The sequence below is a fragment of the Polaromonas sp. P1_F6 genome (genome assembly GCF_056405695.1).
Window position 1 is genome coordinate 563568 of sequence record NZ_JBFUBQ010000002.1, and the last position, 22360, is coordinate 585927.

The following is a 22360-nucleotide window of genomic DNA, read 5'->3' on the forward strand; positions in this document are numbered from 1 at the left end:
GGCCTCGGGAGCTCTCAGCCCTTTGCGATGACTGCGCAGGCCAGCCGCGGGCCGGAGTTGCCGGTGGGCTGGGTCTTGTAGTCGTCGGGGTCACGGTGAACGATCAGGCCCTTGCCGACGATGTCGGTCGTGCCGCTGCCGACTGAGAGGGTCTTTGATTCAAAGCTGAATTTCGCGACGCCGCTGGCATCGGCTTTCAGGCTGGGCAGGTCGCCTGTGTGATGGGCCATGTCGGCATGGCTGCCGTGCTGCTGGCCGGTGGGGTTGAAGTGCCCGCCTGCACTCATGCCGTCGCCGCTGGAGCAGTCACCTTTTTCATGCACATGAAAACCGTGCTCGGCATTGGGCTTGAGGCCGCGTATCTCGCCTGAGACCAGCACCTTGTCGCCGCTCTGCACAAAGCTGACGGTGCCGGAGGCGGTATTGCCGGTGGTACTTTGCAGCTGGGCCACGGCGCGCGGGCCGTTCATGGATGAGGCGCAGGCGGCCAGTACAAAGGCGGCAAGGGCGGTGGCGAGTGGTGCCAGGTGGTATTTCATGATGCAGGTCTCCTGATGGTTGATTCAGTGGCTGACTGTAGGGCGCCTTGTCCCTGCTGACAAGGCAGGGGCCTCCGCTGTCTGGGCCTATTTGGCCAGCTCCAGCAGCTTCCCCAGCGCGTGGTCGTGAATTCCCAGGGTTTTAAGTTTGTCGTAGGTGAGTTGCGCATATTCGCGCGTGGTGCCGTAGCGCCCGCACGAGTCCGAAAAGATCTGCCGGTAAACGTCTTCGCTGAGCACGCCCGTATGGTTGGGGCTGCGCTTGGACAAGGTGAAGGCCAGCGCCCGCACATTGCCCTCTGCAGTCTGGCAGCGCAGCCACTTGGGGTCGTACACGCCATTGGGCATTTCGCGTTCCCACAGCGCGGGCAGGGCGCCGGCAACCTGCGCCTGCGGTATCCGAAACACCATCCCCTTGCAACTGCCGCCGTGCAGGAGGCCAAACACCAGGCCCGGGCATTCCGGCGTGCCGCGGTTCAGGCGGCTCCACATCTTCAGGGCGCGGTGGTAGCCGTGGATGGTCGCAAAACGCTCCTCGGCATGTTCAAACTCCGGGCGCCAGATGAGCGAGGCATAGGCGAAGATCCAGAGATCGCTTTGGCCGCCCCATTCGCGGATGACGGTCTCAAGCATGTGGTCCGGGTTGCGGGAAACGCTGATGCCGGGGCTGGCGGCTTGTTGGGCTGAATTTTCCACAGCCGCACTTTACAATGCGCTGAGTTTTTGTGACGGATTTAGTGACGGGAGTGGGCAATGTTTTCTCAGGACGATGAGGGCCAGCAAGGCTTGGTGTTGGCGGTCGTTCTCGGCCTCGTGGCTTTCGTGATCGCGCTGGTGGTGGGGCTTTGCATGCATCGGCTCGGCCGGGCGCCTTCCGCCGCTGTTGCCCCTGCCCAAATATCCCTGCCCGTGCCAGAGGTGGCGCCGACGCTTGCCGAGCCAGCCAGCACCGTGGACCATGCCGCGAACATTGCCGGCCGGGCTTCGCAGGCTGCAGCCGACGCCGCCAGCGTGAAGGTGGAGCAAGGCGCGGTGCGGTTTTATTTTGCCTCGGGCGATGCAGACCTTGCGGACGGTGCGGGTGCTGCCCTGGGTGAAGTGGTCAAGGCCGCCAAGGCTGGCCGCACGCTGGTGATCACCGGTTTTCACGATGCCACAGGGGACGCCCAGAAAAATGCAGCGCTTGCCCGGCAGCGGGCCCTTGCCGTGCGCGAGGCACTGAAGCAGGCCGGTGTTTCCGATCGCCAGATTGTGCTGAAAAAACCCGAGCAGCTTGTAGGCGGCGGCAGCGACGCCGAAGCGCGGCGTGTGGAAATTACCCTCCAGTAAAGCCGCACTCACGGGTTGTTTCAGAACTTTGCAGAGCAGCTTTTGGGCTGCGTTTCGTAACCACGTAGTAACCATGTGGCGGTAAACAGGCCGGTAACCCGTTACCATAGAGTCAGTAATAAAGTTACATACCCAGTGACTTGACCATGACCGGAGTTACAACATGGCCCTTCACCCCGCAGTTTTAAAAATCACCGCCCGTATCGCAGAGCGCAGCCTTCCCACGCGCAGCGCCTACCTTGCACACCTGCGCGCTGCCGCCACCCGCGAACCCGGCCTGGACCGCATGGGTTGCGCCAATGTGGCGCATGCCTTTGCCGGCATGCCGCTGGACGACCGCTTCAAGGTGGTGACCGAGCGCAGGCCCAACATCGGCATCGTCACCGCCTACAACGACATGCTGTCGGCGCATACCCCGCTCCAGGCCTACCCGTCCTTCATCAAGGACGAGGCGCGCAAGCTGGGCGCCACGGCGCAGGTGGCCGGTGGCGTACCTGCGATGTGCGACGGCGTGACGCAAGGCACCAGCGGCATGGAGCTCAGCCTCTTCAGCCGCGACGTGATTGCCATGAGTACGGCCGTTGCGTTGTCGCACGACATGTTCGACGCGGCGCTGATGCTGGGTGTATGCGACAAGATCGTGCCGGGCCTCTTGATAGGCGCGCTGCAGTTCGGGCATCTGCCTACGGTGTTTGTGCCGGCCGGGCCCATGACATCGGGCATTCCCAACAAGGAAAAAGCCCACGTGCGTGAGCAGGCCGCGCAAGGCCTGGTCGGCCGTGACGCCCTGCTTGATTCCGAGTTCAAGTCCTATCACAGCCCCGGCACCTGCACCTTCTACGGCACCGCCAACAGCAACCAGCTGCTGCTTGAAGCCATGGGCCTGCACGTGCCGGGCACTGCGTTTGTGAACCCCGGCAACGCACTGCGTGAGGAGCTCACGCGCGAGGCGGCACGCACCGTGCTGGGCATCGTCAAGGCGAAGCGCTTTGCGCCCATCGGCCAGATCGTCGATGAAAAAGCCATCGTCAATGCCATGGTCGCGCTGCTCGCCACTGGCGGCTCCACCAATCACCTGATCCATTGGGTAGCCGTCGCGCATTCGGCCGGCATTGTGATCGACTGGAATGATTTTTCCGACCTCTCCGATGTGGTGCCGACGCTGGCCCACGTCTACCCCAACGGCAGCGCCGACGTGAACCAGTTCCAGGCCGCAGGCGGCCCCGGCTTCATCATTCGCGAATTGCTGGACGCGGGCTTCATGCATGAAGACGTGCTCACGGTGCGTGAAGGCGGCATCCGCGAATACACACGCGAACCGGCGCTGGCCGGCGCGGCGCTTGCCTGGCACGACGTGGGCGCTTCCAAAGACGAAACCATCGTGCGCACACCTGCCAAACCATTCAGCGCCACGGGCGGCCTCAAGCTGTTGCAAGGCAACCTGGGCCGCAGCGTGATCAAGGTGTCGGCGGTGCCTGACGACCGGCATGTGATTGAAGCGCCTGCGCGGGTGTTTGATTCGCAGGAAGCCTTGCACATCGCGTTCAGCGCCGGAGAACTCAACCGCGATGTGGTGTGTGTGGTGCGCTGGCAAGGCCCACAAGCCAACGGCATGCCCGAGCTGCACAAACTGACGCCGCCGCTGGCCGTGCTGCAGGGCAAGGGATTCAAGGTCGCGCTGGTCACCGACGGCCGCATGAGCGGCGCTTCGGGCAAGGTGCCGGCCGCCATCCATGTGTCGCCCGAGGCCGCTGCCGGCGGCCCGCTGGCCAAGGTGCGCGACGGTGATGTAATTCGTGTGGACGCCATCACCGGCGAATTGAAGGTACTGGTGAACGATGCAGAATGGACCGCCAGGCCGGTCGACACCATGCCTGCCGATTTGCGCGCGGCCAACGGCATCGGCATGGGACGAGAGTTGTTTGCCGGTATGCGCCGTCACGCGCTGACGGCTGAAGAAGGAGCTTTATCGTGGATATAAACCTGAACGTCAGCGGAAAACTGACCCCCCTGCAGATCATGCAGGATGCCCCAGTGATACCCGTGATTGTGCTGACCGACGTGAGCCAGGCGGTGCCGCTGGCACGTGCGCTGGTGGCGGGCGGCATCCGCATGCTCGAAGTCACCCTGCGCACGCCGCAAGCGCTGGCCTGCATTGAGGCCATTGCGCGCGATGTGCCCGAAGCCGTGGTGGGGGCGGGCACTGTGCGTAGTGCCGCCGACGCCCAGGCCTGCGCCATGGCCGGTGCACGCTTTGCGGTAAGCCCCGGTTACACCCATGCGATGGGGCAGGCCTGCAGGGATGCGGGCCTGCCGCTGCTGCCAGGGGTGGCCACCGGCAGCGAGATCATGATGGCGCAGGAAGACGGCCTGACAGAACTCAAATTTTTCCCGGCCATGCRGGCGGGCGGCCCGGCCATGCTGAAGGCCTGGAACGGCCCCTTTGGCGATGTGCGGTTTTGCCCGACGGGCGGCGTCACGGTGGCCAATGCGCCTGAGTTTCTGGCGCTGCCCAATGTGGTGTGTGTAGGCGGGTCCTGGTTGACCCCTGCGGACACGCTGGCTCGCGGCAACTGGTCACACGTCACTGCACTGGCTTTTCAGGCCTGCCAGCTGGCACGCAATGCTGCCTGAGCCTGGCAGCCTGCCCGCTATTTATGAGGAAAATAGCGCTCCCAGCCTTTCTGGATGAGCGCAAGCAGCTATTAAAAGAATAGCAGTGAAGCGCAATGAACTAACGCAGGCCAGCGCCCGCAGCACTTTCATCACGCTGGATCAGCTCAATCTTGTAGCCGTCCGGGTCCGTCACAAAGGCAATCACCGTGGTGCCGCCCTTGACCGGGCCGGCCTCGCGCGTGACGTTGCCGCCCGCCGTCTTGATCTTCTCGCAGGCCGCATAGGCGTCTGGCACGCCCAGCGCGATATGGCCAAAAGCCGTGCCCATGTCGTAGCTTTCGGTGCCCCAGTTGTAGGTCAGCTCGATTTCGGCCTGCGCCGGGTTGCCTTCATAGCCGACAAAGGCCAGGCTGTATTTGTACTCGGGATTTTCCGAGGTGCGCAGCAGCTTCATGCCAAGAACCTGCGTGTAGAAGTCGATGGAGCGTTGGAGACTGCCAACGCGCAGCATGGTGTGTAGGAGTCGCATGGTGATGAAGGTGGGAAGTGGCCGGACTGCCCATTGTCGCCAATCTTCGCTTCCTGTGCAGGCCGCTTGCGTAGGGATGCAAAGGCGATGGCGATGCATGCCGCGCAATGACCGATGAGGGACTTCGCGGGGTTGGATTTTCCCCGGGCTACTCTGTTGCCGCCAAAGCCTCCAGCATTTTTCCTTGCAGCAACTTCATGTCGCCATTTTTCAGGATGTAGCCATTCATGCCGGCGTTCAAGGCTGTCCTGACATCAAGCTCATCGGAGTTCCCGGAAAGTGCGAGGATAAAAATACCCTGATGCTCCCAATCACGCGAGCGAATCGCCTGGGTCGTCTGCACGCCGTTCAACCCGGGCATGTTCATGTCCATCAAGATCAAATCGACACGTGGGGTGCTGTCCAGGTGGGCCAGTACCTGGCGTCCCCCTTCGGCCTCCAGCACTGTCAAGCCCCAGCTTTTCAAGCGCTCCCCCACCATGATGCGGTTAAGTTCGTCGTCTTCGGCCAATATGACGGTTCTGCCCTCCAGCACATTGCCGGGGATGATGGGGCGGGCTGCCTGTCGAGGCGTTTCCGCAGCAGCGAGGGCCTTGCCCGTCCCGGTTTGCGGTATTGGGGGGAAGGTCAGCGTGAACTGCGTAAATTCACCGACCACGGAATCACAATGAATATCACCGCCAAAACTTTGCATGGTGCGTTTGCAATACGACAGCCCAAGGCCCGTCCCCTCGGCCTTTCCTGAGGTCATGAAGGACTCGAACAGGTGCGCCAACACCTCCTTGTCGATGCCCGGGCCCGTGTCTCTGACGGTCACCTTGTGATCGTCTACCGTCAGTACGATCGTTGCGCCGGACTTTTGGTCGAGGTAATAGAGCGCGTTCTTGATCAGGTTGAAGAGCACAAAAACATAGGGGGTTTCGTCTCCGTAAAAGGTGAAGTCCTTCACGACACGCACTGTGACACTGTCACGTAAGTTGCCACCATCACCGCGCAGGTGTCGATCGGAAAAACTGTATTCGTCCACCGCCTTCTGAGTTATTTTTGCGGCGGATAAATACTCAAATTTGCTTCGGTCCACCGCGCTGGACTTGAAGGATCCCAGGATCAGGTCAATCACCTGGTTACCCCTGTGTACAGCGATCTCCCCCATGTTGACAAACTGGCGCATGCGGGATGTGTGTTCGGCGGGGACCGCGATGCCGTTCGCGGGCAGCATTTCCCCGATACTCTCCAGGCTCATCTTGGCCTGTGCGAGCGGGTTGCGCATTTCATGGGCGATCGAGCCGGCAAGGGAGTTTGCGATGCGCAATTTTTCGGCATCTATCTGCTTTTCCGAAAGCTTGAATGCGGCGCCGCCGATAAGAATCAGCAGGTAGGCCGGAAGCTGGGCCACCATGTCCATGGGTATTGAGGGGTTGGGCGTGATGGCGACGTACAGCAACGCCGCGCTGCCGCAACCGATCACCAACATGGCAATCGTGTTGCGCCAGTCGGCGATCATGACAAGAAAACTGAGCGCGATAAAACAGTTGGAGATCGCGGGGATACCTCCGTGCCGCTTCAGCGAAAGAAATACATTGAAAAACGGCAGGCAATAGATCAATGCCCAATAGGAGTAGGAAAAGTAGTATTTTTTAAGTTTCTGTGGCCAGTGATTTTTCATGGCCAGCACGGTAAAGAGAATTACGACCAGCACCCGCATTCCCAGGTCATCGTAGGGGCGAGGATTGGGTTTCGTGAACCGTATCAGGTAAAACACCACATAGGTCAGGGCGCCTACGATGCCAATGTATTTGAGCAAGGGCCTGCCATGTGCGTGGTAAGCCTCATAGTGGCCAAAGAGTCTTTTTAACCAGCCCATATATATTTCAATTCTGTTGGCGCGGGAAAACCATCAACAGCAGCCTCTTCCGGTCTCTGGTGGAGGATGCTGCTGCAATATGAAATATTCCCGTGCATGACTTACTGACAGTCAGACGATTTGAGAATGTCCGGTACCTGTCCATGTATCAGGGTAAACGATTCGTCCGCCCCATCCACCCGTATATTGTTTGCGATGGGGGAAAACCCGAAACGCCTGTACAAGCGGCTCAGCACCGGCGTGCAGGAGGCAAAGAGGTCTTGCCCATCGGTATGCCGCGCAAGATACGAAACACCCAAAAATATGCATCGCTTCACAAGATCGGGGCCGCTTCTGTAATCGGGATTGAGCACAAGGCGCCCGATTTCCCAGCTGTTTCGGCAGGTCTCTGGCTCAATCAATTGTTTTTCCGCCAACAGCTTTTCAAGTGAGGTCAGCCCCCTGTGCATGGGAACCAGCCTCAAGGTGCCAATCACCACGCGTTGGAACTCAAATGCAAACACAAAGCCCAATTCGTCTCTTTTTTTTCTTGTTCAAAAAACCGCGCGTCACGGCATCCGGACGGCAGGTTGATGTGGCCGCGCAGGCTCTGGACTTTTTCCATCTTTAACGGAGTATCCAGATGGCAGAGCGTGATTTCCTCGACGAAGTTTCCCCGGGGAGGGGCCGAAATGAAGGGTGTTCCGCCGGTGAGGAAAATGGCGTCTGGAGCATCCATCGGCTGGCGCAGAACCTGGAAGGGGGTTGGCGCATGGTCGTTCAGGGAGGTAATCATTGCGTTGTATTTCCAGGTTGAGTGCTTGTCTTTGCCAAATGCTCTCATTCTTCTTTTGATGTTCGCGCAGTCTATGCGCCGTGCAAGGCTGAATCAAGCCTTACCCTGTCAGATATAACAGGGGCTTCCCCGCATATTCCGCTTGAATAGCGGGTCGAATCGAAAAAAGAACATAAATTGTCCGCATGCGGACAGTCGGCCGGGATCTTTGGTCCTGGTGCGAGCCCTTCTTTAAGGATATCTTTCGGTCAGGTCATCGAACCGGCTTTTTGGAGGGCCATGCCGGCCAAGTGGCGTAGTTGCGTGGGGGCTAGGGCCGCCGTCTTTCGAGCAACTCGAAGATCGCCATGCCGGCCAGCATGGCAAGCACAAACACGGTGGCCTTGGGTTCGCCCATGCCAAGGGCCACCAGGCCCGGGCCGGGGCAAAAACCGGCAAGCCCCCATCCCATCCCGAAGAGGGCGCTACCGGCCAGCAGCCTGCGATCCACAGGGCCCGCGGCCGGCAGTTTCATATCCGCGCCCAACAGGGAGCGGCTCCTTTTTTTAGCCAGCAGGAAAGCGAAGAGGCCCACGGCAATGGCGCCGGCCATGACAAAGGCCAGCGACGGGTCCCAGGGGCCGGCAAGATCCAGGAAGCCGAGGACCTTGGCGGGATTGGCCATGCCCGAGACGATCAGGCCCAGGCCGAACACCAGGCCCGCCAGCAGGGAGGACAGCAGCAGCATGGTCATTCTCCTAAAGTTTGAACAGATGGCGCACCAGAAACACCACGGTAAAACCGGTAGCCATGAAAGTCACCGTGGCCACCAGCGAACGCGGCGACAGCCTTGAAAGCCCGCACACGCCATGGCCGCTGGTGCAGCCCGCGCCATAGCGCGTGCCGACGCCCACCAGCAAGCCGGCGATGACCAGCAGGCCATAGCCGGCATCCACCTGTACGGGAGGCAAGGCCGAGAATGCGGCATAGGCCCATGGGGCGCCGACGAGCCCGGCGATAAAGGCCACGCGCCAGCCCATGTCGCTGCGCGCCGGCTTGAGCAGCCCGCCCAGAATTCCGCTGATGCCGGCGATGCGCCCGTTGAGCAGTACGAACATCGCGGCGGCCAGGCCTATGAGCAGGCCGCCCGCCAGTGCGGACCAGGGTGTGAAGGCGTTCCAGTCCAGGGTCATTGCTTGTTTCCTTCAGGGCAATACAGGCGGTAGAGCAACGCCAGGATTTCCAGCGTCCCGGGTTCGGCCACGCGGTAATAAATGTTCTTGCCGTCCCGGCGCGGGATGATCACGCCTTCATTGCGCAGCACACCGAGCTGCTGCGAGAGCGTGGGTTGGCGTATGCCCAGGTCCTGCTCGAGCTCGCTCACGCAGCGCTCGCCCTGCGAGAGCTGGCAGAGTAGCAGCAACCGGTCTTCATTGGCCAGCGCCTTGAGTGCACCCACGGCTTGTGCGGCCGCGTCGCGAAGCAGCCCGGGGTCCAAAACGGGAGGGGATGATTTCATGGCTGTGTGTTGGGGCTTCTTGATATTATATGAAAATATATAATGTAAAGGCGACCTCTTCGATGAAAGAAACCATCCATGCCAAGCCCGCTGAATCCCCAGGCATTTTTTGATCCCCTGACCGGGACCGTCACCTATGTCGTGGCGGACAGCGGCACAGGGCAGGCGGCCATCATCGACCCGGTGCTGGGGTATGACTTCAAATCGGGGCGCACCAGCACGGAGCTGGCCGACCAGGTGCTGGCCCATGTGGCGCGGCAGGGCCTTCAGGTCGAGTGGATCCTGGAAACCCACGCGCACGCTGACCACCTCTCGGGCGCGCACTACCTGAAGGCGCAGGCCGGCGGCAGGACCGCCATTGGCGAACATATATGCACCGTGCAGGCCACCTTCAAATCGATTTTTAACCTGGAGCATTCATTTGCGCCGGATGGCAACCAGTTCGACCACCTGCTCAGGGACGGCGAGATATTCAGGCTGGGCAATCTGGAGATGAGCGCCCTGCATGTACCCGGCCATACGCCCGCGGACATGGCCTACCTTGCGGGTGATGCCGTGTTTGTGGGCGACACGCTCTTCATGCCCGACGTAGGCACCGCCCGCGCGGATTTCCCGGGCGGCGACGCCCGCCAGTTGTACCGCTCTATCCGCAAGCTGCTATTACTGCCGGCAGAAACCCGGATCTTCGTCTGCCACGACTACCCGCCTGGAGAACGTGCGCCTCAGTGGGAAACCACTGTGGGTGAGCAGCGCCGCGCCAATATCCATGTGCATGACGGCATCTCCGAAGAGGCTTTTGTCGCCATGCGCGCGGCCCGGGATGCGACGCTGGGCATGCCCTCGTTGATTCTTCCTTCAATCCAGGTCAATATCCGCGCGGGTGGTTTGCCGCCGCCTGAATGCAACGGTGTCAGTTACCTCAAGATCCCCGTCAACGCCTTCGGCGCTTAGCTGGTCTTCTGCGCCGGTACCTCAAACACCAGGCAAGTTGTGGTCGCATGCGCATACAGCTTGCCGTCCGGCCCCACGATGCGGCCTTCTGCGGTGGCCAGCTGCCGGCCGCAGTGGATCACGGTGCCTATGGCGCGCAGCGGTCCGGTCTTGTGCGAGGCGGCGCGCACGATGTTGATGCTGAGCTCGGCCGTGGTGTAGGCCCGGCCCACCGGCATCATGGTGTGCACAGCGCAGCCCACGGCGGAGTCGAGCAGCGTGGCGTACCAGCCACCATGCACCGTGCCCAGCGGGTTGTAGTGCTTGAGCTGCGGTGTGCCCTGAAAGGTCGCTTTGCCGGGTTCGATTTCAATCAGCGCAAAGTCCAGTGTCTCGGCAATGTGGGGGTAGGGCAGCTCACCGGCCAACATGGCCTGCATCACTTCCATGCCGGTCTTGCCCATCACGTCTTCGGGCCGGGCCAGGCCCGGCTTGCCGCCGCCGCCGACCATGCGGGCGCGCACCGCGGCGCTTTGTTCCATCCACTGAGTCAATGTGTCTTGTGGGGTCATGGTATTTATAAATGTTGCATATACAATGATTGTAGCTACAATTAAATTATGAGCGAGAAAACCCGCCTGTCAACCCAGGCCGAACTCAAAGTGCAGGGCTGCACCAATGTCAAGCTGCGCCAGCTGATGCGCCGCGTCGCGCACCACTACGACCTTGAAATGACCAAGGCGGGCCTGAAGACAACGCAGTATTCCCTGCTGACTTATGTGCTGAAGCTGGGCCCCATGCGACCGGGCGAGCTGGCGCGTGGCATGAAGATGAGTGCCTCCACCCTCACGCGCAACCTCAAGCCGCTGATCGACGCCGGCTGGATTGAGCTCGCCGCAGGCACCGATGCGCGCAGCCGTACCGTGATGCTGACTGACGCGGGCCGTGCCAAGCGTGAGGAGGCCCGATCGCGGTGGAGGGCTGCGCAGGAGCAGCTTAACGCGCTGCTGGGCGCCGGGCGTGTGCTGGCCCTGCATAACCTGATCAACGAATCTTTAGAGCTTTTGTCCCCCATCGAATCTGGAGCTGATGATGAGTAATACCGAGCCTTCCAATTCCTCTGCGCCTTCCGCTTCTTCCACTGCACTGCCAGCGCGCCGCATCGCGATGTGGCTGGTGCTGCTGGCCGCCGGCGGCACTTTTGCCCTCACCATGGGTGTGCGCCAGACCATGGGCCTCTTCCTGTCGGCGCTGAATACGTCCACCGCGCTGGGCGTAGGCAGCATCAGCCTGGCCTTCGCTTTCGGTCAGCTTTGGTGGGGGCTCACACAGCCCTTTGCTGGCGCGGTGGCTGATCGTATCGGCACAGGCCGCGTGATCTTTTTGGGTGTCGTGCTGGTCGCAGTGGGCACCGTCATCACTCCGCTCATGACCAGCACGGCCGGCCTGATATTTGCCATCGGCATGCTCGCAGCAGGCGGCGCCGGCATGGCGGGCCCGTCGGTGCTCATGGCCGCCAGCACGCGCCTGGTGCCACCGGAAAAGCGGGGTCTCGCCACCGGCATCGTCAATGCGGGCGGCTCCTTTGGCCAGTTCGCGATGGCGCCTATTGCCATTGGCCTGACCGCCGCTGTCGGCTGGGCCAGTGCGATGCAGTGGCTGGGCGCGCTGGTGCTGCTGGCGGTGCCTGCGGTGCTGGTGCTGAAAGGCAATTCGAATGCGCTGGCAGCCCAGGCTGCGGCGGCCTCGGGCACGAAAGCGCTGAGCGCACGTCAAGCCATTAGCCAGGCCATCGCAACGCCTAGCTACCGTTACCTCGCGGCGGGTTTTCTGGTGTGCGGTTTTCACGTGGCGTTTCTGGCGACTCACCTCCCCGGCGTGATAGCGGCCTGCGGCTTGCCGCCCGAAATTGGCGGTTGGTCGCTTGCGATGATTGGCCTCTTCAACATCGTCGGCAGTCTGGCCATGGGTTGGGCCGTCGGCCGCTGGCGCATGAAGTCCTTGCTGGCGCTGCTCTATGCAACGCGTGGCCTCGCCGTACTCATCTTCCTGCTGGCGCCCAAGACCCCGGCCGTGATGCTGATCTTTGCCGCCGTCATGGGCGTGACCTTCCTTTCGACCGTTCCGCCCACCGTGGGCCTGGTCGCCAAGATGTTCGGTACGGCCAACATGGCCATGCTGTTCGGCGTGGTGATGTTGTCGCACCAGGTGGGTGGTTTCCTGGGTGCTTATCTGGGCGGCTATATATTCCAGGCAACCGGCAGCTACGACTGGGTCTGGTACATCGACATCGTGCTGGCCACAGGCGCCGCGTTGGTGAACCTGCCGATCCGCGAAGCGCTGCTGCCTCGGCAAATGGCCGCCAGGGCCGCAACCTGAGTGTCTGCCTAAGCGAAAGAAATGCATGAGCAATATTCCTGAAGCCGACATTCCGGAACCCCGTTATCTCGATGACCTCAAGGTGGGTGACCGCTTCGTCAGCAGCGAGCATGCACTCGACGAGGCTCAAATCACCTCTTTCGCCGCGCAGTTTGATCCGCAGCCATTTCACCTGGACCACGAAGCGGCCAAAGCCACACTCTTTGGCGGCTTGGCCGCGAGCGGCTGGCACACGGCGGCCGTCACCATGCGCCTGCTGGTGGGCGGTGGCCTGCCACTGGCCGGTGGCATCGTAGGCGCGGGCGGCGAAATCAGCTGGCCAAGGCCTACGCGTCCCGGCAATGTGCTGCATGTAAAAACGGAAGTGGTGAGCGTGACGCCCTCAGCCTCGCGGCCCGACCGGGGCCGGGTGGTAGTGCGCAGCCAGACGTTCAACCAGCACGGCGAGGTGCTGCAGCAATCCGTCTACAACCTGGTGGTTCCGCGCCGCCCAACCTGATCTCAGCGTGACGGCATATCAGCGCTGTGCCAGAATTCACGCAGGCAGACAACTTGCGGGAAACAACAGATGCTTATCAATTGCGTGGTCTACCAGAACGGCACCAAGCTTGCCGACATTCCCGTCACCGAGATCAGCGACTACATCTGCCGCCCTGATGCATTCGTCTGGGTGGCGTTGCAAGACGCCACGCCGGAAGAGCTTGAAGAAATGCAGCATGAGTTCGGCCTGCATGAACTGGCGGTCGAAGATGCCCGGCACGGCCACCAACGCCCGAAAATCGAGGAATACGGCGCTTCGCTGTTTTCGGTACTGCACCTGATTGAGCAGTCCAACGACAAGCCGGGCGAACTCCACGTCGGCGAGGTGGATGTGTTCACCGGGAAAAACTATGTACTCTCGGTGCGCAACCGCAGCCAGAAGGGGTTTCTGGGCGTGCGTGAACGCTGCGAGCGCGAACCGGAGTTGCTGCGCAACGGTTCGGGTTTTGTGCTGTACGCCCTGATGGACGCGGTGGTTGACCGCTACTTTCCCATCCTCGACGCACTCGAGACCGAGCTGGAGCTCATCGAGAAGGAAATCTTCACGCCCGGTGCTGCGCGAAAGAACATCGAACGGCTCTACGAACTCAAGGGCAGCGTGATGGTGCTCAAGCACGCAGTGGCGCCGCTGCTCGAAGGGGCCAGCAAACTCTATGGCGGCCGGGTTCCGCAAATTTGCAGCGGTGTGCAGGATTACTTTCGTGACGTGGTCGACCATTTGTCGCGCATCAACGCACTGATCGAAAACATGCGCGACACCATAGGCACTGCTATCCAGGTGAACCTGGCGATGGTGACCATCGAGGAAAGCGAGGTGACCAAGAAGCTCGCGGCCTGGGCCAGTATCTTTGCGGTCTGCACGGCGTTTGCCGGCATATGGGGCATGAACTTCGAAGCCATGCCCGAACTCAAATGGCGTTACGGCTATCTCATGGCCATCAGCATGATTGTGGTGGCGTGCTCGCTGCTGTACTGGCGTTTCAAGCGAGCGCGCTGGTTGTAGAGCCACTCAAAACCCCTCCTGGCGTTGTTGCGTCGCCTTGCCGTGCTTGGGCCTGTTAGTCCTGTGTTTRCAAATGCGAATGGGGTGAAAACGGCGCCAATCAAGGCGYGYGACGAATCCCAGACCGGGAGTCTGGGTGAGGAGYGCAACGCSGAGTGGCGCCGTTTTCACCCCATTCCCTCCGGGTTGCGMTCAAAAAGGCCTTGCGCGGCGTTGCAAAGCCTTGACGGGGCTCGCCCCGCCTGCATTTTGCGCCTTGCTCAAAGCCTTTTTGACTCGCAACGCATCTTGCAAACACAGGGCTCACAGGCCCTAAGCACTGTCTGCGGCGACGCGCCTAGCCGGGACCGCTACGCTGGGTTTTTGAGCGGCTCTAGGTCACGAAAGGCGCGGCGGGGTGAAAGCCTTGCGGGCGGCCAGCGCCGCCTTGCGGCTGGTGCATCCCTCGATGTGGTCGTTGACCAGACCCATAGCCTGCATGAAGGCATACATCGTGGTGGGGCCCACAAAACTCCAGCCGCGCTTTTTGAGGTCTTTGGACAAGGCGACGGAGGCGGGGGAAGTCGGCATGGCTTTGACGGCCTCATGTGTGATGCGCGCGGGCCGGCTCTTGGCCTCGGGCTCCAGCCGCCAGACAAAAGCGCCCAGTGAGCCAAATTCTTTGCGCAGTTCGATGACGCGCTTTGCATTGTTGATGGTCGAAGCAATCTTCCCCGCATGCCGCACGATGCCCGCGTCGTTGACCAGGCGTTTGATGTCGCGCGCGTCAAAGCGGGCCACCTGCTCGGCATCGAAGTTCGCGAACGCGCTGCGAAAGGATTCGCGTTTGTTCAGGATGGTCAGCCAGCTGAGGCCAGCCTGAAAGCCTTCGAGGCAGATTTTTTCAAAAAGCCGGCGTTCATCGTCCACCGGAAAGCCCCACTCGCTGTCGTGGTAGTTGCGGTAAAGGGGCGTTGCCTGGCACCAGGCGCAGCGCGCGGTGTGGGTGTCATCGATAAAAATGCCGGCAGCCGGCGAGGGTGCAACGTTGGGGCGCTTGGGAGGGGTGGCGGAAGGCATGGGCAATTTTAGGCAGATGCGGGCAGGGCGGTGCGCGTGAGGTGACTCATCTTTGGCAGCCCGGCAGTATCATGACGCACGCTCCCTCTCACCGATCCACAACTTCGGAACAACGCACCATGTCCATCCAGCTTTGGCTCGCTTTCGTCGCCGCAACCGTCGTCCTTCTCATCATCCCGGGCCCGACCATCCTGACGGTCATCAGCTACTCGATGGCGCACGGCAAGCGTGCCAACATTCCGTTGGTGGCCGCCGTGGCGTTGGGTGACTCGACGGCGCTGGTGGTCTCGTTGTTCGGCCTGGGCGCTTTGCTCGCGGCCTCGGCCTTCTGGTTCACGGCAGTCAAGTGGGCGGGCGGCCTGTATCTGCTTTATCTGGGCATCAAGCTCCTGCGCGCCGGAATTTCGCCCATGCAGACCGCAGCGCCCGAGGCGCCGGGCTCCTTGTGGAGGCTGTTCGGCAATACCTACCTGGTCACCGCACTCAACCCCAAGGGCATTGTGTTTTTTGTGGCTTTCTTGCCCCAGTTCATTAACCCCGGCGCCGACGTGACGCGACAGCTCTGGGTGCTGGCGGTGACCTTTGTGTTGATGGCCAGCCTGAACGCCACGCTGTACGCGGTGTTTGCCACTTCGGCCCGCACACTGCTGGCCTCGCCGCGCGCGCAGCGGCGTTTTAATTTCGCGGGCGGCTCGCTGCTGTCCACGGCGGGTGTCTGGGCCTTGCTGGCCAAGCGCCCGGCCTGAATTCAAACGGCCGGCCTGCCGAGTGCCTGCTGCATCACCGCCGCGCCCTGGGTCATCATCACGTCGATGTATTCCCCCGGCGCATCGGGCAGCACGTCGGTGATCCAGACAAAGCGGGTGCGGTTTTCGCCCTCGGTAAACAGCTGCGCCGAAGCCATGTGATGGGTGGCCTTGCCGCCGACCACGGTGTAGCTGAGGCGGTGCATCCCTTCATGGATGCCCACCAGCACTTCGTGCGCAACCATGCCGTTGGCAAAGGTTACGGTGCGGCCGCCTTCGCCGGGCTTGCAGTCGACCACGAAGCCCGGCGCAAGGCGCCGGTGCACAGCGTTGAAATCGCGCAGCGCGTCCCAGACGCTGTCTATGCCGGCGTCGACGGTGAATTCCTTGTAGATCGTGGCCATGGTGACCCCAGTCTGGCTGGCGTCGGAGTGACGCCTTGTCATCGCAGCTTAGCAATCAAACCGGGCGAAGTCAGCCCTGATTAAGCACCGGTTAAAAACGCTTTTCGCGCAGCCTCAGCGCATTGCTGATCACCGACACCGAACTCAGGCTCATCGCCAGGGCCGCGATCATGGGCGACAGCAGCCAGCCGGTGAAGGGAAAGAGCAGCCCCGCGGCCAGCGGTACACCGAGGGAGTTGTAGACGAAGGCAAAACCGAGGTTCTGCTTCATGTTGGCGATCGTCGCTTCCGAGATTTTCCGGGCCTGTGCGATGCCGCGCAAATCACCCTTGACCAGCGTGATCTGGGCGCTGTTCATGGCCACGTCGGTGCCTGTGCCCATGGCAATGCCCACGTTGGCCTGCGCCAGGGCCGGGGCGTCATTGATGCCGTCGCCGGCCATGGCAACGATATGGCCTTCATCCTGCAGGCGCTTGACCAGTGCCAGTTTGTCGGCCGGCAGCACGCCGCCGTGCACTTCGTCAATGCCCAGGCGCCCGGCGATGGCTTTGGCGGTGGTCAGGCCGTCGCCTGTGGCCATGATCACGCGCAGGCCGGCGGCTTTGAGCGCTGCCAGCGCTTCGGGCGTGCTGGCTTTCACCGGATCGGCCACGGCGAGCAGGCCCGCAAGCCGGCCGTCGACCGCCAGGTGCATCACGCTGGCGCCCTCGGCCCGCAGGGCCTCCGCCTGGGCCAGCAGCGAATCCACCGAAACACCAACTTGCGCCATCAACGCCGTATTGCCTAGCGCGAGCAGCCGACCAGCCACATGCCCGCTGACGCCGATGCCGCTGGCGGACTCGAAGTTCTCTGGCGTGTCCAGCGTCAGGCCGCGAGCGCGCGCTGCGGCTACTATGGCCTCGGCCAATGGGTGTTCGCTGCCCTGATCCAGGCTGGCGGCCAGCCCCAGCACTTCGTCGGCACTGAAGCCGGTGGCGGGAATCGCGCGGTCGAACGCCGGCTTGCCGGCCGTCAGCGTGCCGGTCTTGTCGACGATCAGTACGTCGACGGTGCGCAGGTGTTCAATCGCCGCCGCATCGCGGAAAAGAATGCCCTGGCCGGCCGCCTTGCCGGTGGCGACCATGATGGACATCGGCGTGGCCAGGCCCAGTGCACAGGGGCAGGCGATGATCAGCACTGCTACCGCGTTGATCAGGCCGTAAACCCAGCTCGGCTGCGGGCCGAAAAATCCCCATCCCAGAAAGGTCAGTACGGCCACGGCCACCACGGCCATGACAAACCATCCGGCCACCTGGTCGGCCATGCGCTGCAGGGGTGCCTTCGAGCGTTGGGCCAGCGCGACCATCTGAACGATTTGCGACAGCATGGTTTGCGCGCCGACGCGCTCGGAGCGCATCACCAGGGCGCCGCTGGTGTTGAGCGTGGCGCCTATCAGCTTGTCGCCCGGACGCTTGCTCACGGGCAGGGGTTCTCCGGTCAGCATGGATTCATCGACGGCGCTGCCGCCCTCGGTAACGATGCCGTCGACGGGCACTTTTTCGCCGGGGCGCACGCGCAGGTTGTCTCCCACGTGCACGTGGGTTAGCGGCACGTCTTCCTCGGTGCCGTCGGCCTTGATGCGCCGCGCGGTTTTGGGCGCCAGTCCCAACAATGACTTGATCGCGGCGGAAGTTTGCGAGCGCGCCTTCAGTTCCATCACCTGGCCGAGCAGCGTCAGTGAAATGATCACGGCCGCCGCCTCAAAGTAAACCGCTACACGGCCCATGGAAATAAACGACTCCGGAAACACACCGGGCGCGAGGGTGGCGACCACGCTGTAGGCAAAGGCCGCGCCTGTTCCCAGGCTGATGAGGGTCCACATGTTCGGGCTGCGGTGGACGACTGATTGCGCGCCACGCACAAAGAAGGGCCAGCCTGCCCACAATACGACCGGCAGGCTCAGCACCAGTTCTATCCAGCTCTGGACAGTCATGTCGAACCAGCCGAGCTGGTGGCCGAACATGGCCAGCACCGTCACCACCATGCTCAACGGCAGCGTCCACCAGAAGCGGCGGGTGAAGGAGACGAGTTCCGGGTTTTCGTCCTCGTCAAGGCTGGGCATGACGGGCTCCAGTGTCATGCCGCAGATTGGGCAGTTGCCCGGATGGTCCTGCCGGATTTCCGGGTGCATGGGGCAGGTGTAAAGAGTTCCGCCGGCCTGGCCCGCATCAGGCCCGCGCGCCGCTTCGGGCGCAGGCTCTGCTTTGAGCGCACCGACATAGGCCGCCGGATCTGCGGAGAATTTGGCCTGGCAGCCGGCGCTGCAGAAGTAATAAGGCCTTCCCTCGTGCTCAAGATGGTGTGCGGATGCCGTGGTGACGTCCATCCCGCAGACCGGGTCTTTCAGTTCGTCCGGGGCGGTGGGCGGCAGGTGAGCGTTTGCCTGTGCGGTTCCCGGTGCGGCGTGGGAGGTGTGGTTCATGGAGGGCTTCCTTTGGTGTTCTGCAGACCTGGACCAGGCCCATGAACAAGGGTAGACCTTCCCCCTGTGGGAAGGTCAAGCCCCTCTGGATTGGAGGAGAGTTTCCCCTGGAAGGCTCTGGTGATCTTCAGCGCCTTCCGCGGTGGATTGCATGATCCACATCAACTGAAAGGGGAAAACCGGCACGCTTTCGCGTGCATGCCAGGCTACACCGGCACGGTGTAGTTCAGCGTCATGCGCCCACCATCGACCACGACGATTTCGCCTGTGATATAGCTGGCGGCGTCGCTGGCGAGGTAGGCTACCGTGTCGGCGATCTCCGAGGGCTCGCCCAGGCGCTTCATGGGGGTGCGGCTCATGATCTTGGCCTTGGCTTCGTCGCTGGTGAGCACGGCCCTGGCGGCCAGTTCGGTGGCGATGGTGCCGGGGGCAACCGCGTTGACGCGCACGCCCTGGCTGGCCAGCGACAGCGCCATCACGCGCGTGAGCTGGTTAATGCCGCCTTTGCTGACGTTGTAGCTGGCAATGGTGGGAATGGCGAGCACGCCGTTGACTGAGCTCATGTTGATGATGCTGCCCTTGCCGGCGGCCGCCATCACGCGCGCCACGGCCTGCCCGACCAGGAAAGATCCCTTGAGGTTGATGCGCAGTACGGCGTCGAAGTCGGCTTCCGTCACGTCCAGAAACTCTGCGGCCTTGAAGATGCCGGCATTGTTGACCAGCACGTCGATGCGGCCGTGCGCGGCCACGGTTTGTTCAACCAGCGCATCGACTTGCACTTTGTCGCCCACGTCGCAATGAACATACAGGCCGCCGAGTTCTGTGGCCAGCGCCGTGCCGCGCGCGTCGTCTATATCGGCGATGACGACCTGCGCTTGCTCACGCGAAAAACGCCGCACGCAGGCCTCGCCGATGCCTTGGGCACCGCCGGTGACGATGCAGACGCGGCCCGCCAGCCCGAACGATACCAGGGACGTTTCTGTAGGTGAAATCATGCTCATGCCCTTATGGTACCAGCGCAAGCAGCTATAAATTCCATAGCAGATTCGGAGACCTGGGCGGCGGAAGAACCTGGTTTGTAGAGTGCCGATCCGATGCCGAAACCGTTGGCACCCGCGGCCAGGTAGGGCGCCATATTGGCAGGCGTGATGCCGCCGACCGGCAGTACTGCGGCTTGCGCGGGCAGCACCGCACGAAGGGCTTTCACGACTGCCGGGGTAATCATTTCGGCCGGGAAAATCTTCAGCCCTGTCGCGCCCGCTTCGAGCGCAGCAAATGCCTCGCTGGCAGTCATGATGCCGGGCAGGCACACCAGGCCGAGGCGGACAGCTTCGCGCACCACCGCCGGGTTGAAATTGGGCGAAACGATGAGCTGGCCACCCGCGGCGTGGACGTCACGTACGGCTTCAGGAGTCAGCACCGTGCCCGCACCGACCAAAGCCTGCGGAAAGGTGCTGGCCATGGCGGCAATGCTGTCCAGCGGCTGGGGTGAGTTGAGCGGAATTTCGATCAACGTCCAGCCCGTGGCAACGAGTGCCTGGCCGACAGGCAGGGCCTCCGCCGGCGTCAGTCCGCGCAGGATGGCCACCAGGGGGAGGGCGCCGAGGGCCTGGGAAAATTTTTGGTGAGCGTTGTTCATGGTGTTCTGCAGGTTGAGGCGCAATACTGCGCCGGTCAGGCCAGGGTATCGGCGATGGCGCGCAGGCCGCGCCAGGTGGCGCCCGCGCCCACGCGCTTCACGGGCACATTGATCTGGACCAGTGCCTGTTCGTAGCGCGCCGTGAGCGCCTCGGCGCCCATCACCACTACAGGCTCGCCGCGTGGCAGTGCCTGGGATTTGAGTTCTTCGCCGATGACCAGGCCCGACAGGTAGCTGGGCAGGGCCTCGGTTGTCATTCGCTGGAACAGCGACAGGGTGCGTGTGCTGAAGGCGGTGTTCAGCAGGCCGGGGCCGGCCAGCGCATGGGCCACGCCCTGATCGAAGGCGGCGGCGTCCAGCGCGGGTTCGTCGTCGGGCAGCATGCGTGCGAGGATGGATTGGCGGCGCAGCAGCGCATAGAACTCGCCGGTCATCCAGGTCGAAAAATCAGTGACTTGCCGGTTTTCGACGGTGACCCATTTGCTGTGTGTGCCGGGTAGCACCAGCCGGGCGTTCGTCAGACCCAGCAGCTGCAAGGCGCCAAAGATCTGCGTTTCCTCGCCGCGCATGACGTCGGGCACACCGCCCTTGTCTATGCTCAGGCCGGGCACGATGGCGATGCGGCCGGGCTCCACCCATTCCAGTGCGGCGGCGATCGCGTCAAAGCCGGCGGGGCAGGCGCAGTAGGGCGCTTCGCGCCAGCCCTGTTTGCTGCCGGCCATGCCGGAGATCAGGCACAGCGTGCCTGACGTCATCCAGTCGGCAAAGCAGCTTGCAAAAACCTCCGGAAAGGTACCGGGAGCGACGGTCAGGATGCCACGTGCGAAGGAACGCTCGTCCAGGGCTGTGCCGGCGCCGTCGATCAACGCGCCGCGCAATGAAGAGCTGCCCCAGTCGACTGCCAGAAGGCGGCTCACAGCAGGGCCCTGACCTGTTCGGGACGCGGCAGCGGAGCGACCGCGCCGTAGCCCTGCACCGTGAGGGCGGCCGCTGCATTGGCATAACGGGCCGCATCAAAGACGTTATCGCCCGCCGCAATGCGCGCCAGCAGGTTGCCGCAAAAGCAGTCGCCTGCGCCGGTGGCATCCACCAGCTTCACGTTGTGCACGGGCACGCGCTCGCGCCGCGTGCCGTCGCTGACCAGCGCGCCGTCGCCGCCGAGCTTGAGCACCACGGTTTTGGCGCCCAGGGCATGGCCCCAGTCCGTCACCGCGTCGGGGTCTGTCATGCCGTTGAGGGTGGTGATGTCTTCCAGGCTTGGCAGGAAAATGTCGCACAGTGAAACGGCGTGGCGGGTGCAGGCAAGCGCCCGGTCCAGCGGCCAGAGCTTGAGCCGCAGGTTGGAGTCAAACGACACGAGGGTACCGGCCTCTTTGGCCAGTTTCATCGCGGCAAACGCTGTGTCGCAGGCACTGGCGGAAATCGCCAGCGAGATGCCTGACACATGCAGGACCTTGGCTTCACGCACGGCCTGTGCGGCGCCGCCTTGGTGCAGCCAGGCAGGGGTCATGCGGCTGGCCGCGGAGCCCGCACGCAGGTAGCTGAACTCATGTCCATTTTTGCCGTGTGTGACGAAGTAAAGGCCGGTGCTGGCTTCCGGATCTTGCTGGACTGCGGTCGTCGAAACGTTTTCTGTGGCCCACAAGGTCATCAGTGATTGGCCGAAAGTGTCACCGCCCAAACGGGTTAAATAAGCTGCGATGGCGCCCGCGCGCGCGGCGGCAATCACGGCATTGCTGGTGTCCCCGCCAAAGCCTTGCAGGTAGTTGGGTTGGCCAGCCTGGGTCTGGTTGAACTCCACCATGGCTTCGCCGAGCGCGACGACATCGAATTTTCTGGCTTGCATAGAACTTTCTGGCATCCTTTGCTGTCCCGAAAAGGTAGCAGCATGCGCGCCTCAAGGCCTTGATTGGCGCGCGGGCGCGGTGGGTCGTAACGCGGAAATTTCCAGAAGAAAATACCCGCGTTTGAAGCCTCCATGTTACCCGCGGCCCGGTCGCGGCGCCGTACCCGCGCTGTACCCCGAAAGGGATGGCCGTACAAGCAGCG

The 22360-nt window shown here is 62.4% G+C and carries 26 protein-coding genes; 9 read left to right on the forward strand and 17 right to left on the reverse strand.

Annotated elements, in window-relative coordinates:
* Positions 1-14: 14 nt before the first annotated feature.
* Together AC1DY9_RS08515 and AC1DY9_RS08520 are read right to left on the reverse strand one after the other, a co-directional pair.
* The gene (locus AC1DY9_RS08515) at positions 15-539 is read right to left on the reverse strand and encodes a superoxide dismutase family protein (protein WP_477666286.1); all 525 of its coding nucleotides are present in this window, start codon (positions 537-539) and stop codon (positions 15-17) included.
* 87 nt (positions 540-626) lie between these two features.
* Positions 627-1172, reverse strand: coding sequence for a gamma-glutamylcyclotransferase (locus AC1DY9_RS08520; protein WP_457279794.1), 546 nt, complete (start codon positions 1170-1172; stop codon positions 627-629).
* Between the two features lie 120 nt (positions 1173-1292).
* On the opposite strand from AC1DY9_RS08520, the gene AC1DY9_RS08525 reads away from it, so the two are divergent.
* From AC1DY9_RS08525 to eda, 3 genes are all read left to right on the forward strand, one after another.
* A complete protein-coding gene (locus AC1DY9_RS08525; RefSeq protein WP_477666287.1) occupies positions 1293-1868 on the forward strand; it encodes an OmpA family protein in 576 nt (191 codons plus the stop codon).
* A 163-nt stretch (positions 1869-2031) separates the two neighbouring features.
* Positions 2032-3849, forward strand: coding sequence for a phosphogluconate dehydratase (edd, locus tag AC1DY9_RS08530; protein WP_477666288.1), 1818 nt, complete (start codon positions 2032-2034; stop codon positions 3847-3849).
* Between the two features lie 38 nt (positions 3850-3887).
* On the forward strand, positions 3888-4502 hold the full coding sequence (gene eda, locus AC1DY9_RS08535) for a bifunctional 4-hydroxy-2-oxoglutarate aldolase/2-dehydro-3-deoxy-phosphogluconate aldolase (protein WP_477666394.1): 615 nt from the start codon (positions 3888-3890) through the stop codon (positions 4500-4502).
* A gap of 100 nt (positions 4503-4602) precedes the next feature.
* Here the strand turns inward: eda and gloA are convergent, their stop codons facing one another.
* The 7 genes from gloA to AC1DY9_RS08570 all read right to left on the reverse strand — a co-directional run bounded on the left by gloA (position 4603) and on the right by AC1DY9_RS08570 (position 9150).
* Positions 4603-5013, reverse strand: a complete 411-nt coding sequence (gloA, locus tag AC1DY9_RS08540) for a lactoylglutathione lyase (protein WP_457279283.1) — start codon at positions 5011-5013, stop codon at positions 4603-4605.
* 148 nt (positions 5014-5161) lie between these two features.
* Positions 5162-6877, reverse strand: a complete 1716-nt coding sequence (locus AC1DY9_RS08545) for an ATP-binding response regulator (RefSeq protein WP_477666289.1) — start codon at positions 6875-6877, stop codon at positions 5162-5164.
* Between the two features lie 101 nt (positions 6878-6978).
* Positions 6979-7326, reverse strand: a complete 348-nt coding sequence (locus AC1DY9_RS08550; protein WP_457279792.1) for an N-acyl amino acid synthase FeeM domain-containing protein — start codon at positions 7324-7326, stop codon at positions 6979-6981.
* Between the two features lie 23 nt (positions 7327-7349).
* Positions 7350-7652: a hypothetical protein gene (locus AC1DY9_RS08555; RefSeq protein ID WP_457279281.1), complete on the reverse strand. Its 303-nt coding sequence runs from the start codon at positions 7650-7652 to the stop codon at positions 7350-7352.
* A 310-nt stretch (positions 7653-7962) separates the two neighbouring features.
* Positions 7963-8379, reverse strand: a complete 417-nt coding sequence (locus tag AC1DY9_RS08560) for a DUF6691 family protein (RefSeq protein ID WP_477666290.1) — start codon at positions 8377-8379, stop codon at positions 7963-7965.
* A 10-nt stretch (positions 8380-8389) separates the two neighbouring features.
* A complete protein-coding gene (locus AC1DY9_RS08565) occupies positions 8390-8824 on the reverse strand; it encodes a YeeE/YedE family protein (protein ID WP_457279279.1) in 435 nt (144 codons plus the stop codon).
* Positions 8821-9150 (reverse strand): ArsR/SmtB family transcription factor, encoded by a 330-nt coding sequence (locus AC1DY9_RS08570; RefSeq protein ID WP_457279278.1) that lies wholly within the window; start codon positions 9148-9150, stop codon positions 8821-8823. The genes AC1DY9_RS08565 and AC1DY9_RS08570 overlap by 4 nt, the downstream gene beginning before the upstream one ends.
* Positions 9151-9228: 78 nt before the next feature.
* Here AC1DY9_RS08570 and AC1DY9_RS08575 point away from each other — a divergent pair, with 78 nt between their 5' ends.
* Positions 9229-10101, forward strand: a complete 873-nt coding sequence (locus AC1DY9_RS08575) for an MBL fold metallo-hydrolase (RefSeq protein ID WP_457279277.1) — start codon at positions 9229-9231, stop codon at positions 10099-10101.
* On the opposite strand, the gene AC1DY9_RS08580 is transcribed toward AC1DY9_RS08575, so the two are convergent.
* Positions 10098-10652 carry a PaaI family thioesterase gene (locus tag AC1DY9_RS08580; RefSeq protein WP_457279276.1) on the reverse strand — a complete coding sequence of 185 codons (555 nt, stop codon included), beginning with the start codon at positions 10650-10652 and terminating at the stop codon, positions 10098-10100. The genes AC1DY9_RS08575 and AC1DY9_RS08580 overlap by 4 nt on opposite strands.
* A gap of 48 nt (positions 10653-10700) precedes the next feature.
* Between AC1DY9_RS08580 and AC1DY9_RS08585 the strand changes: the two genes are divergently transcribed.
* From AC1DY9_RS08585 to AC1DY9_RS08600, 4 genes are all read left to right on the forward strand, one after another.
* Complete coding sequence (locus AC1DY9_RS08585; protein WP_457279275.1) at positions 10701-11180, forward strand: MarR family winged helix-turn-helix transcriptional regulator; 480 nt, start codon at positions 10701-10703, stop codon at positions 11178-11180.
* Between the two features lie 67 nt (positions 11181-11247).
* Positions 11248-12459, forward strand: coding sequence for an MFS transporter (locus AC1DY9_RS08590; RefSeq protein WP_477666395.1), 1212 nt, complete (start codon positions 11248-11250; stop codon positions 12457-12459).
* Between the two features lie 25 nt (positions 12460-12484).
* On the forward strand, positions 12485-12958 hold the full coding sequence (locus tag AC1DY9_RS08595; protein ID WP_457279274.1) for a MaoC family dehydratase: 474 nt from the start codon (positions 12485-12487) through the stop codon (positions 12956-12958).
* 69 nt (positions 12959-13027) lie between these two features.
* Positions 13028-14002 carry a magnesium and cobalt transport protein CorA gene (locus AC1DY9_RS08600; protein ID WP_457279273.1) on the forward strand — a complete coding sequence of 325 codons (975 nt, stop codon included), beginning with the start codon at positions 13028-13030 and terminating at the stop codon, positions 14000-14002.
* Positions 14003-14380: 378 nt separating this feature from the next.
* On the opposite strand, the gene AC1DY9_RS08605 is transcribed toward AC1DY9_RS08600, so the two are convergent.
* Complete coding sequence (locus AC1DY9_RS08605) at positions 14381-15061, reverse strand: DNA-3-methyladenine glycosylase I (RefSeq protein ID WP_477666291.1); 681 nt, start codon at positions 15059-15061, stop codon at positions 14381-14383.
* A 119-nt stretch (positions 15062-15180) separates the two neighbouring features.
* Here AC1DY9_RS08605 and AC1DY9_RS08610 point away from each other — a divergent pair, with 119 nt between their 5' ends.
* Positions 15181-15807 (forward strand): LysE family translocator, encoded by a 627-nt coding sequence (locus AC1DY9_RS08610; protein WP_477666292.1) that lies wholly within the window; start codon positions 15181-15183, stop codon positions 15805-15807.
* 2 nt (positions 15808-15809) lie between these two features.
* Here the strand turns inward: AC1DY9_RS08610 and AC1DY9_RS08615 are convergent, their stop codons facing one another.
* The 6 genes from AC1DY9_RS08615 to AC1DY9_RS08640 form a co-directional block, all read right to left on the reverse strand.
* Complete coding sequence (locus AC1DY9_RS08615) at positions 15810-16211, reverse strand: SRPBCC family protein (RefSeq protein ID WP_477666293.1); 402 nt, start codon at positions 16209-16211, stop codon at positions 15810-15812.
* A 91-nt stretch (positions 16212-16302) separates the two neighbouring features.
* Entirely contained in the window at positions 16303-18672 is a 2370-nt protein-coding gene (locus AC1DY9_RS08620; protein ID WP_477666294.1) for a heavy metal translocating P-type ATPase, read from the reverse strand.
* A gap of 206 nt (positions 18673-18878) precedes the next feature.
* Positions 18879-19667: an SDR family NAD(P)-dependent oxidoreductase gene (locus AC1DY9_RS08625; RefSeq protein WP_457279269.1), complete on the reverse strand. Its 789-nt coding sequence runs from the start codon at positions 19665-19667 to the stop codon at positions 18879-18881.
* 2 nt (positions 19668-19669) lie between these two features.
* Complete coding sequence (locus AC1DY9_RS08630; protein ID WP_477666295.1) at positions 19670-20311, reverse strand: 2-dehydro-3-deoxy-6-phosphogalactonate aldolase; 642 nt, start codon at positions 20309-20311, stop codon at positions 19670-19672.
* Positions 20312-20346: 35 nt separating this feature from the next.
* Positions 20347-21228 carry a 2-dehydro-3-deoxygalactonokinase gene (locus tag AC1DY9_RS08635; protein ID WP_457279267.1) on the reverse strand — a complete coding sequence of 294 codons (882 nt, stop codon included), beginning with the start codon at positions 21226-21228 and terminating at the stop codon, positions 20347-20349.
* Positions 21225-22157 (reverse strand): sugar kinase, encoded by a 933-nt coding sequence (locus AC1DY9_RS08640; protein ID WP_477666296.1) that lies wholly within the window; start codon positions 22155-22157, stop codon positions 21225-21227. Before AC1DY9_RS08640 ends, AC1DY9_RS08635 begins: the two co-directional genes overlap by 4 nt.
* Positions 22158-22360: the final 203 nt, after the last annotated feature.

Excerpts from the sequence above, each read along its gene's own strand:
- AC1DY9_RS08515 (WP_477666286.1), bottom strand. The coding sequence starts at position 539 with ATGAAATACCACCTGGCACCACTCGCCACCGCCCTTGCCGCCTTTGTA.
- AC1DY9_RS08520 (WP_457279794.1), bottom strand. The coding sequence starts at position 1,172 with ATGCTTGAGACCGTCATCCGCGAATGGGGCGGCCAAAGCGATCTCTGG.
- AC1DY9_RS08525 (WP_477666287.1), top strand. The coding sequence starts at position 1,293 with ATGTTTTCTCAGGACGATGAGGGCCAGCAAGGCTTGGTGTTGGCGGTC.
- edd (WP_477666288.1), top strand. The coding sequence starts at position 2,032 with ATGGCCCTTCACCCCGCAGTTTTAAAAATCACCGCCCGTATCGCAGAG.
- gloA (WP_457279283.1), bottom strand. The coding sequence starts at position 5,013 with ATGCGACTCCTACACACCATGCTGCGCGTTGGCAGTCTCCAACGCTCC.
- AC1DY9_RS08545 (WP_477666289.1), bottom strand. The coding sequence starts at position 6,877 with ATGGGCTGGTTAAAAAGACTCTTTGGCCACTATGAGGCTTACCACGCA.
- AC1DY9_RS08550 (WP_457279792.1), bottom strand. The coding sequence starts at position 7,326 with ATGCACAGGGGGCTGACCTCACTTGAAAAGCTGTTGGCGGAAAAACAA.
- AC1DY9_RS08555 (WP_457279281.1), bottom strand. The coding sequence starts at position 7,652 with ATGATTACCTCCCTGAACGACCATGCGCCAACCCCCTTCCAGGTTCTG.
- AC1DY9_RS08560 (WP_477666290.1), bottom strand. The coding sequence starts at position 8,379 with ATGCTGCTGCTGTCCTCCCTGCTGGCGGGCCTGGTGTTCGGCCTGGGC.
- AC1DY9_RS08565 (WP_457279279.1), bottom strand. The coding sequence starts at position 8,824 with ATGACCCTGGACTGGAACGCCTTCACACCCTGGTCCGCACTGGCGGGC.
- AC1DY9_RS08570 (WP_457279278.1), bottom strand. The coding sequence starts at position 9,150 with ATGAAATCATCCCCTCCCGTTTTGGACCCCGGGCTGCTTCGCGACGCG.
- AC1DY9_RS08575 (WP_457279277.1), top strand. The coding sequence starts at position 9,229 with ATGCCAAGCCCGCTGAATCCCCAGGCATTTTTTGATCCCCTGACCGGG.
- AC1DY9_RS08580 (WP_457279276.1), bottom strand. The coding sequence starts at position 10,652 with ATGACCCCACAAGACACATTGACTCAGTGGATGGAACAAAGCGCCGCG.
- AC1DY9_RS08585 (WP_457279275.1), top strand. The coding sequence starts at position 10,701 with ATGAGCGAGAAAACCCGCCTGTCAACCCAGGCCGAACTCAAAGTGCAG.
- AC1DY9_RS08590 (WP_477666395.1), top strand. The coding sequence starts at position 11,248 with ATGTGGCTGGTGCTGCTGGCCGCCGGCGGCACTTTTGCCCTCACCATG.
- AC1DY9_RS08595 (WP_457279274.1), top strand. The coding sequence starts at position 12,485 with ATGAGCAATATTCCTGAAGCCGACATTCCGGAACCCCGTTATCTCGAT.
- AC1DY9_RS08600 (WP_457279273.1), top strand. The coding sequence starts at position 13,028 with ATGCTTATCAATTGCGTGGTCTACCAGAACGGCACCAAGCTTGCCGAC.
- AC1DY9_RS08605 (WP_477666291.1), bottom strand. The coding sequence starts at position 15,061 with ATGCCTTCCGCCACCCCTCCCAAGCGCCCCAACGTTGCACCCTCGCCG.
- AC1DY9_RS08610 (WP_477666292.1), top strand. The coding sequence starts at position 15,181 with ATGTCCATCCAGCTTTGGCTCGCTTTCGTCGCCGCAACCGTCGTCCTT.
- AC1DY9_RS08615 (WP_477666293.1), bottom strand. The coding sequence starts at position 16,211 with ATGGCCACGATCTACAAGGAATTCACCGTCGACGCCGGCATAGACAGC.
- AC1DY9_RS08620 (WP_477666294.1), bottom strand. The coding sequence starts at position 18,672 with ATGAACCACACCTCCCACGCCGCACCGGGAACCGCACAGGCAAACGCT.
- AC1DY9_RS08625 (WP_457279269.1), bottom strand. The coding sequence starts at position 19,667 with ATGATTTCACCTACAGAAACGTCCCTGGTATCGTTCGGGCTGGCGGGC.
- AC1DY9_RS08630 (WP_477666295.1), bottom strand. The coding sequence starts at position 20,311 with ATGAACAACGCTCACCAAAAATTTTCCCAGGCCCTCGGCGCCCTCCCC.
- AC1DY9_RS08640 (WP_477666296.1), bottom strand. The coding sequence starts at position 22,157 with ATGCAAGCCAGAAAATTCGATGTCGTCGCGCTCGGCGAAGCCATGGTG.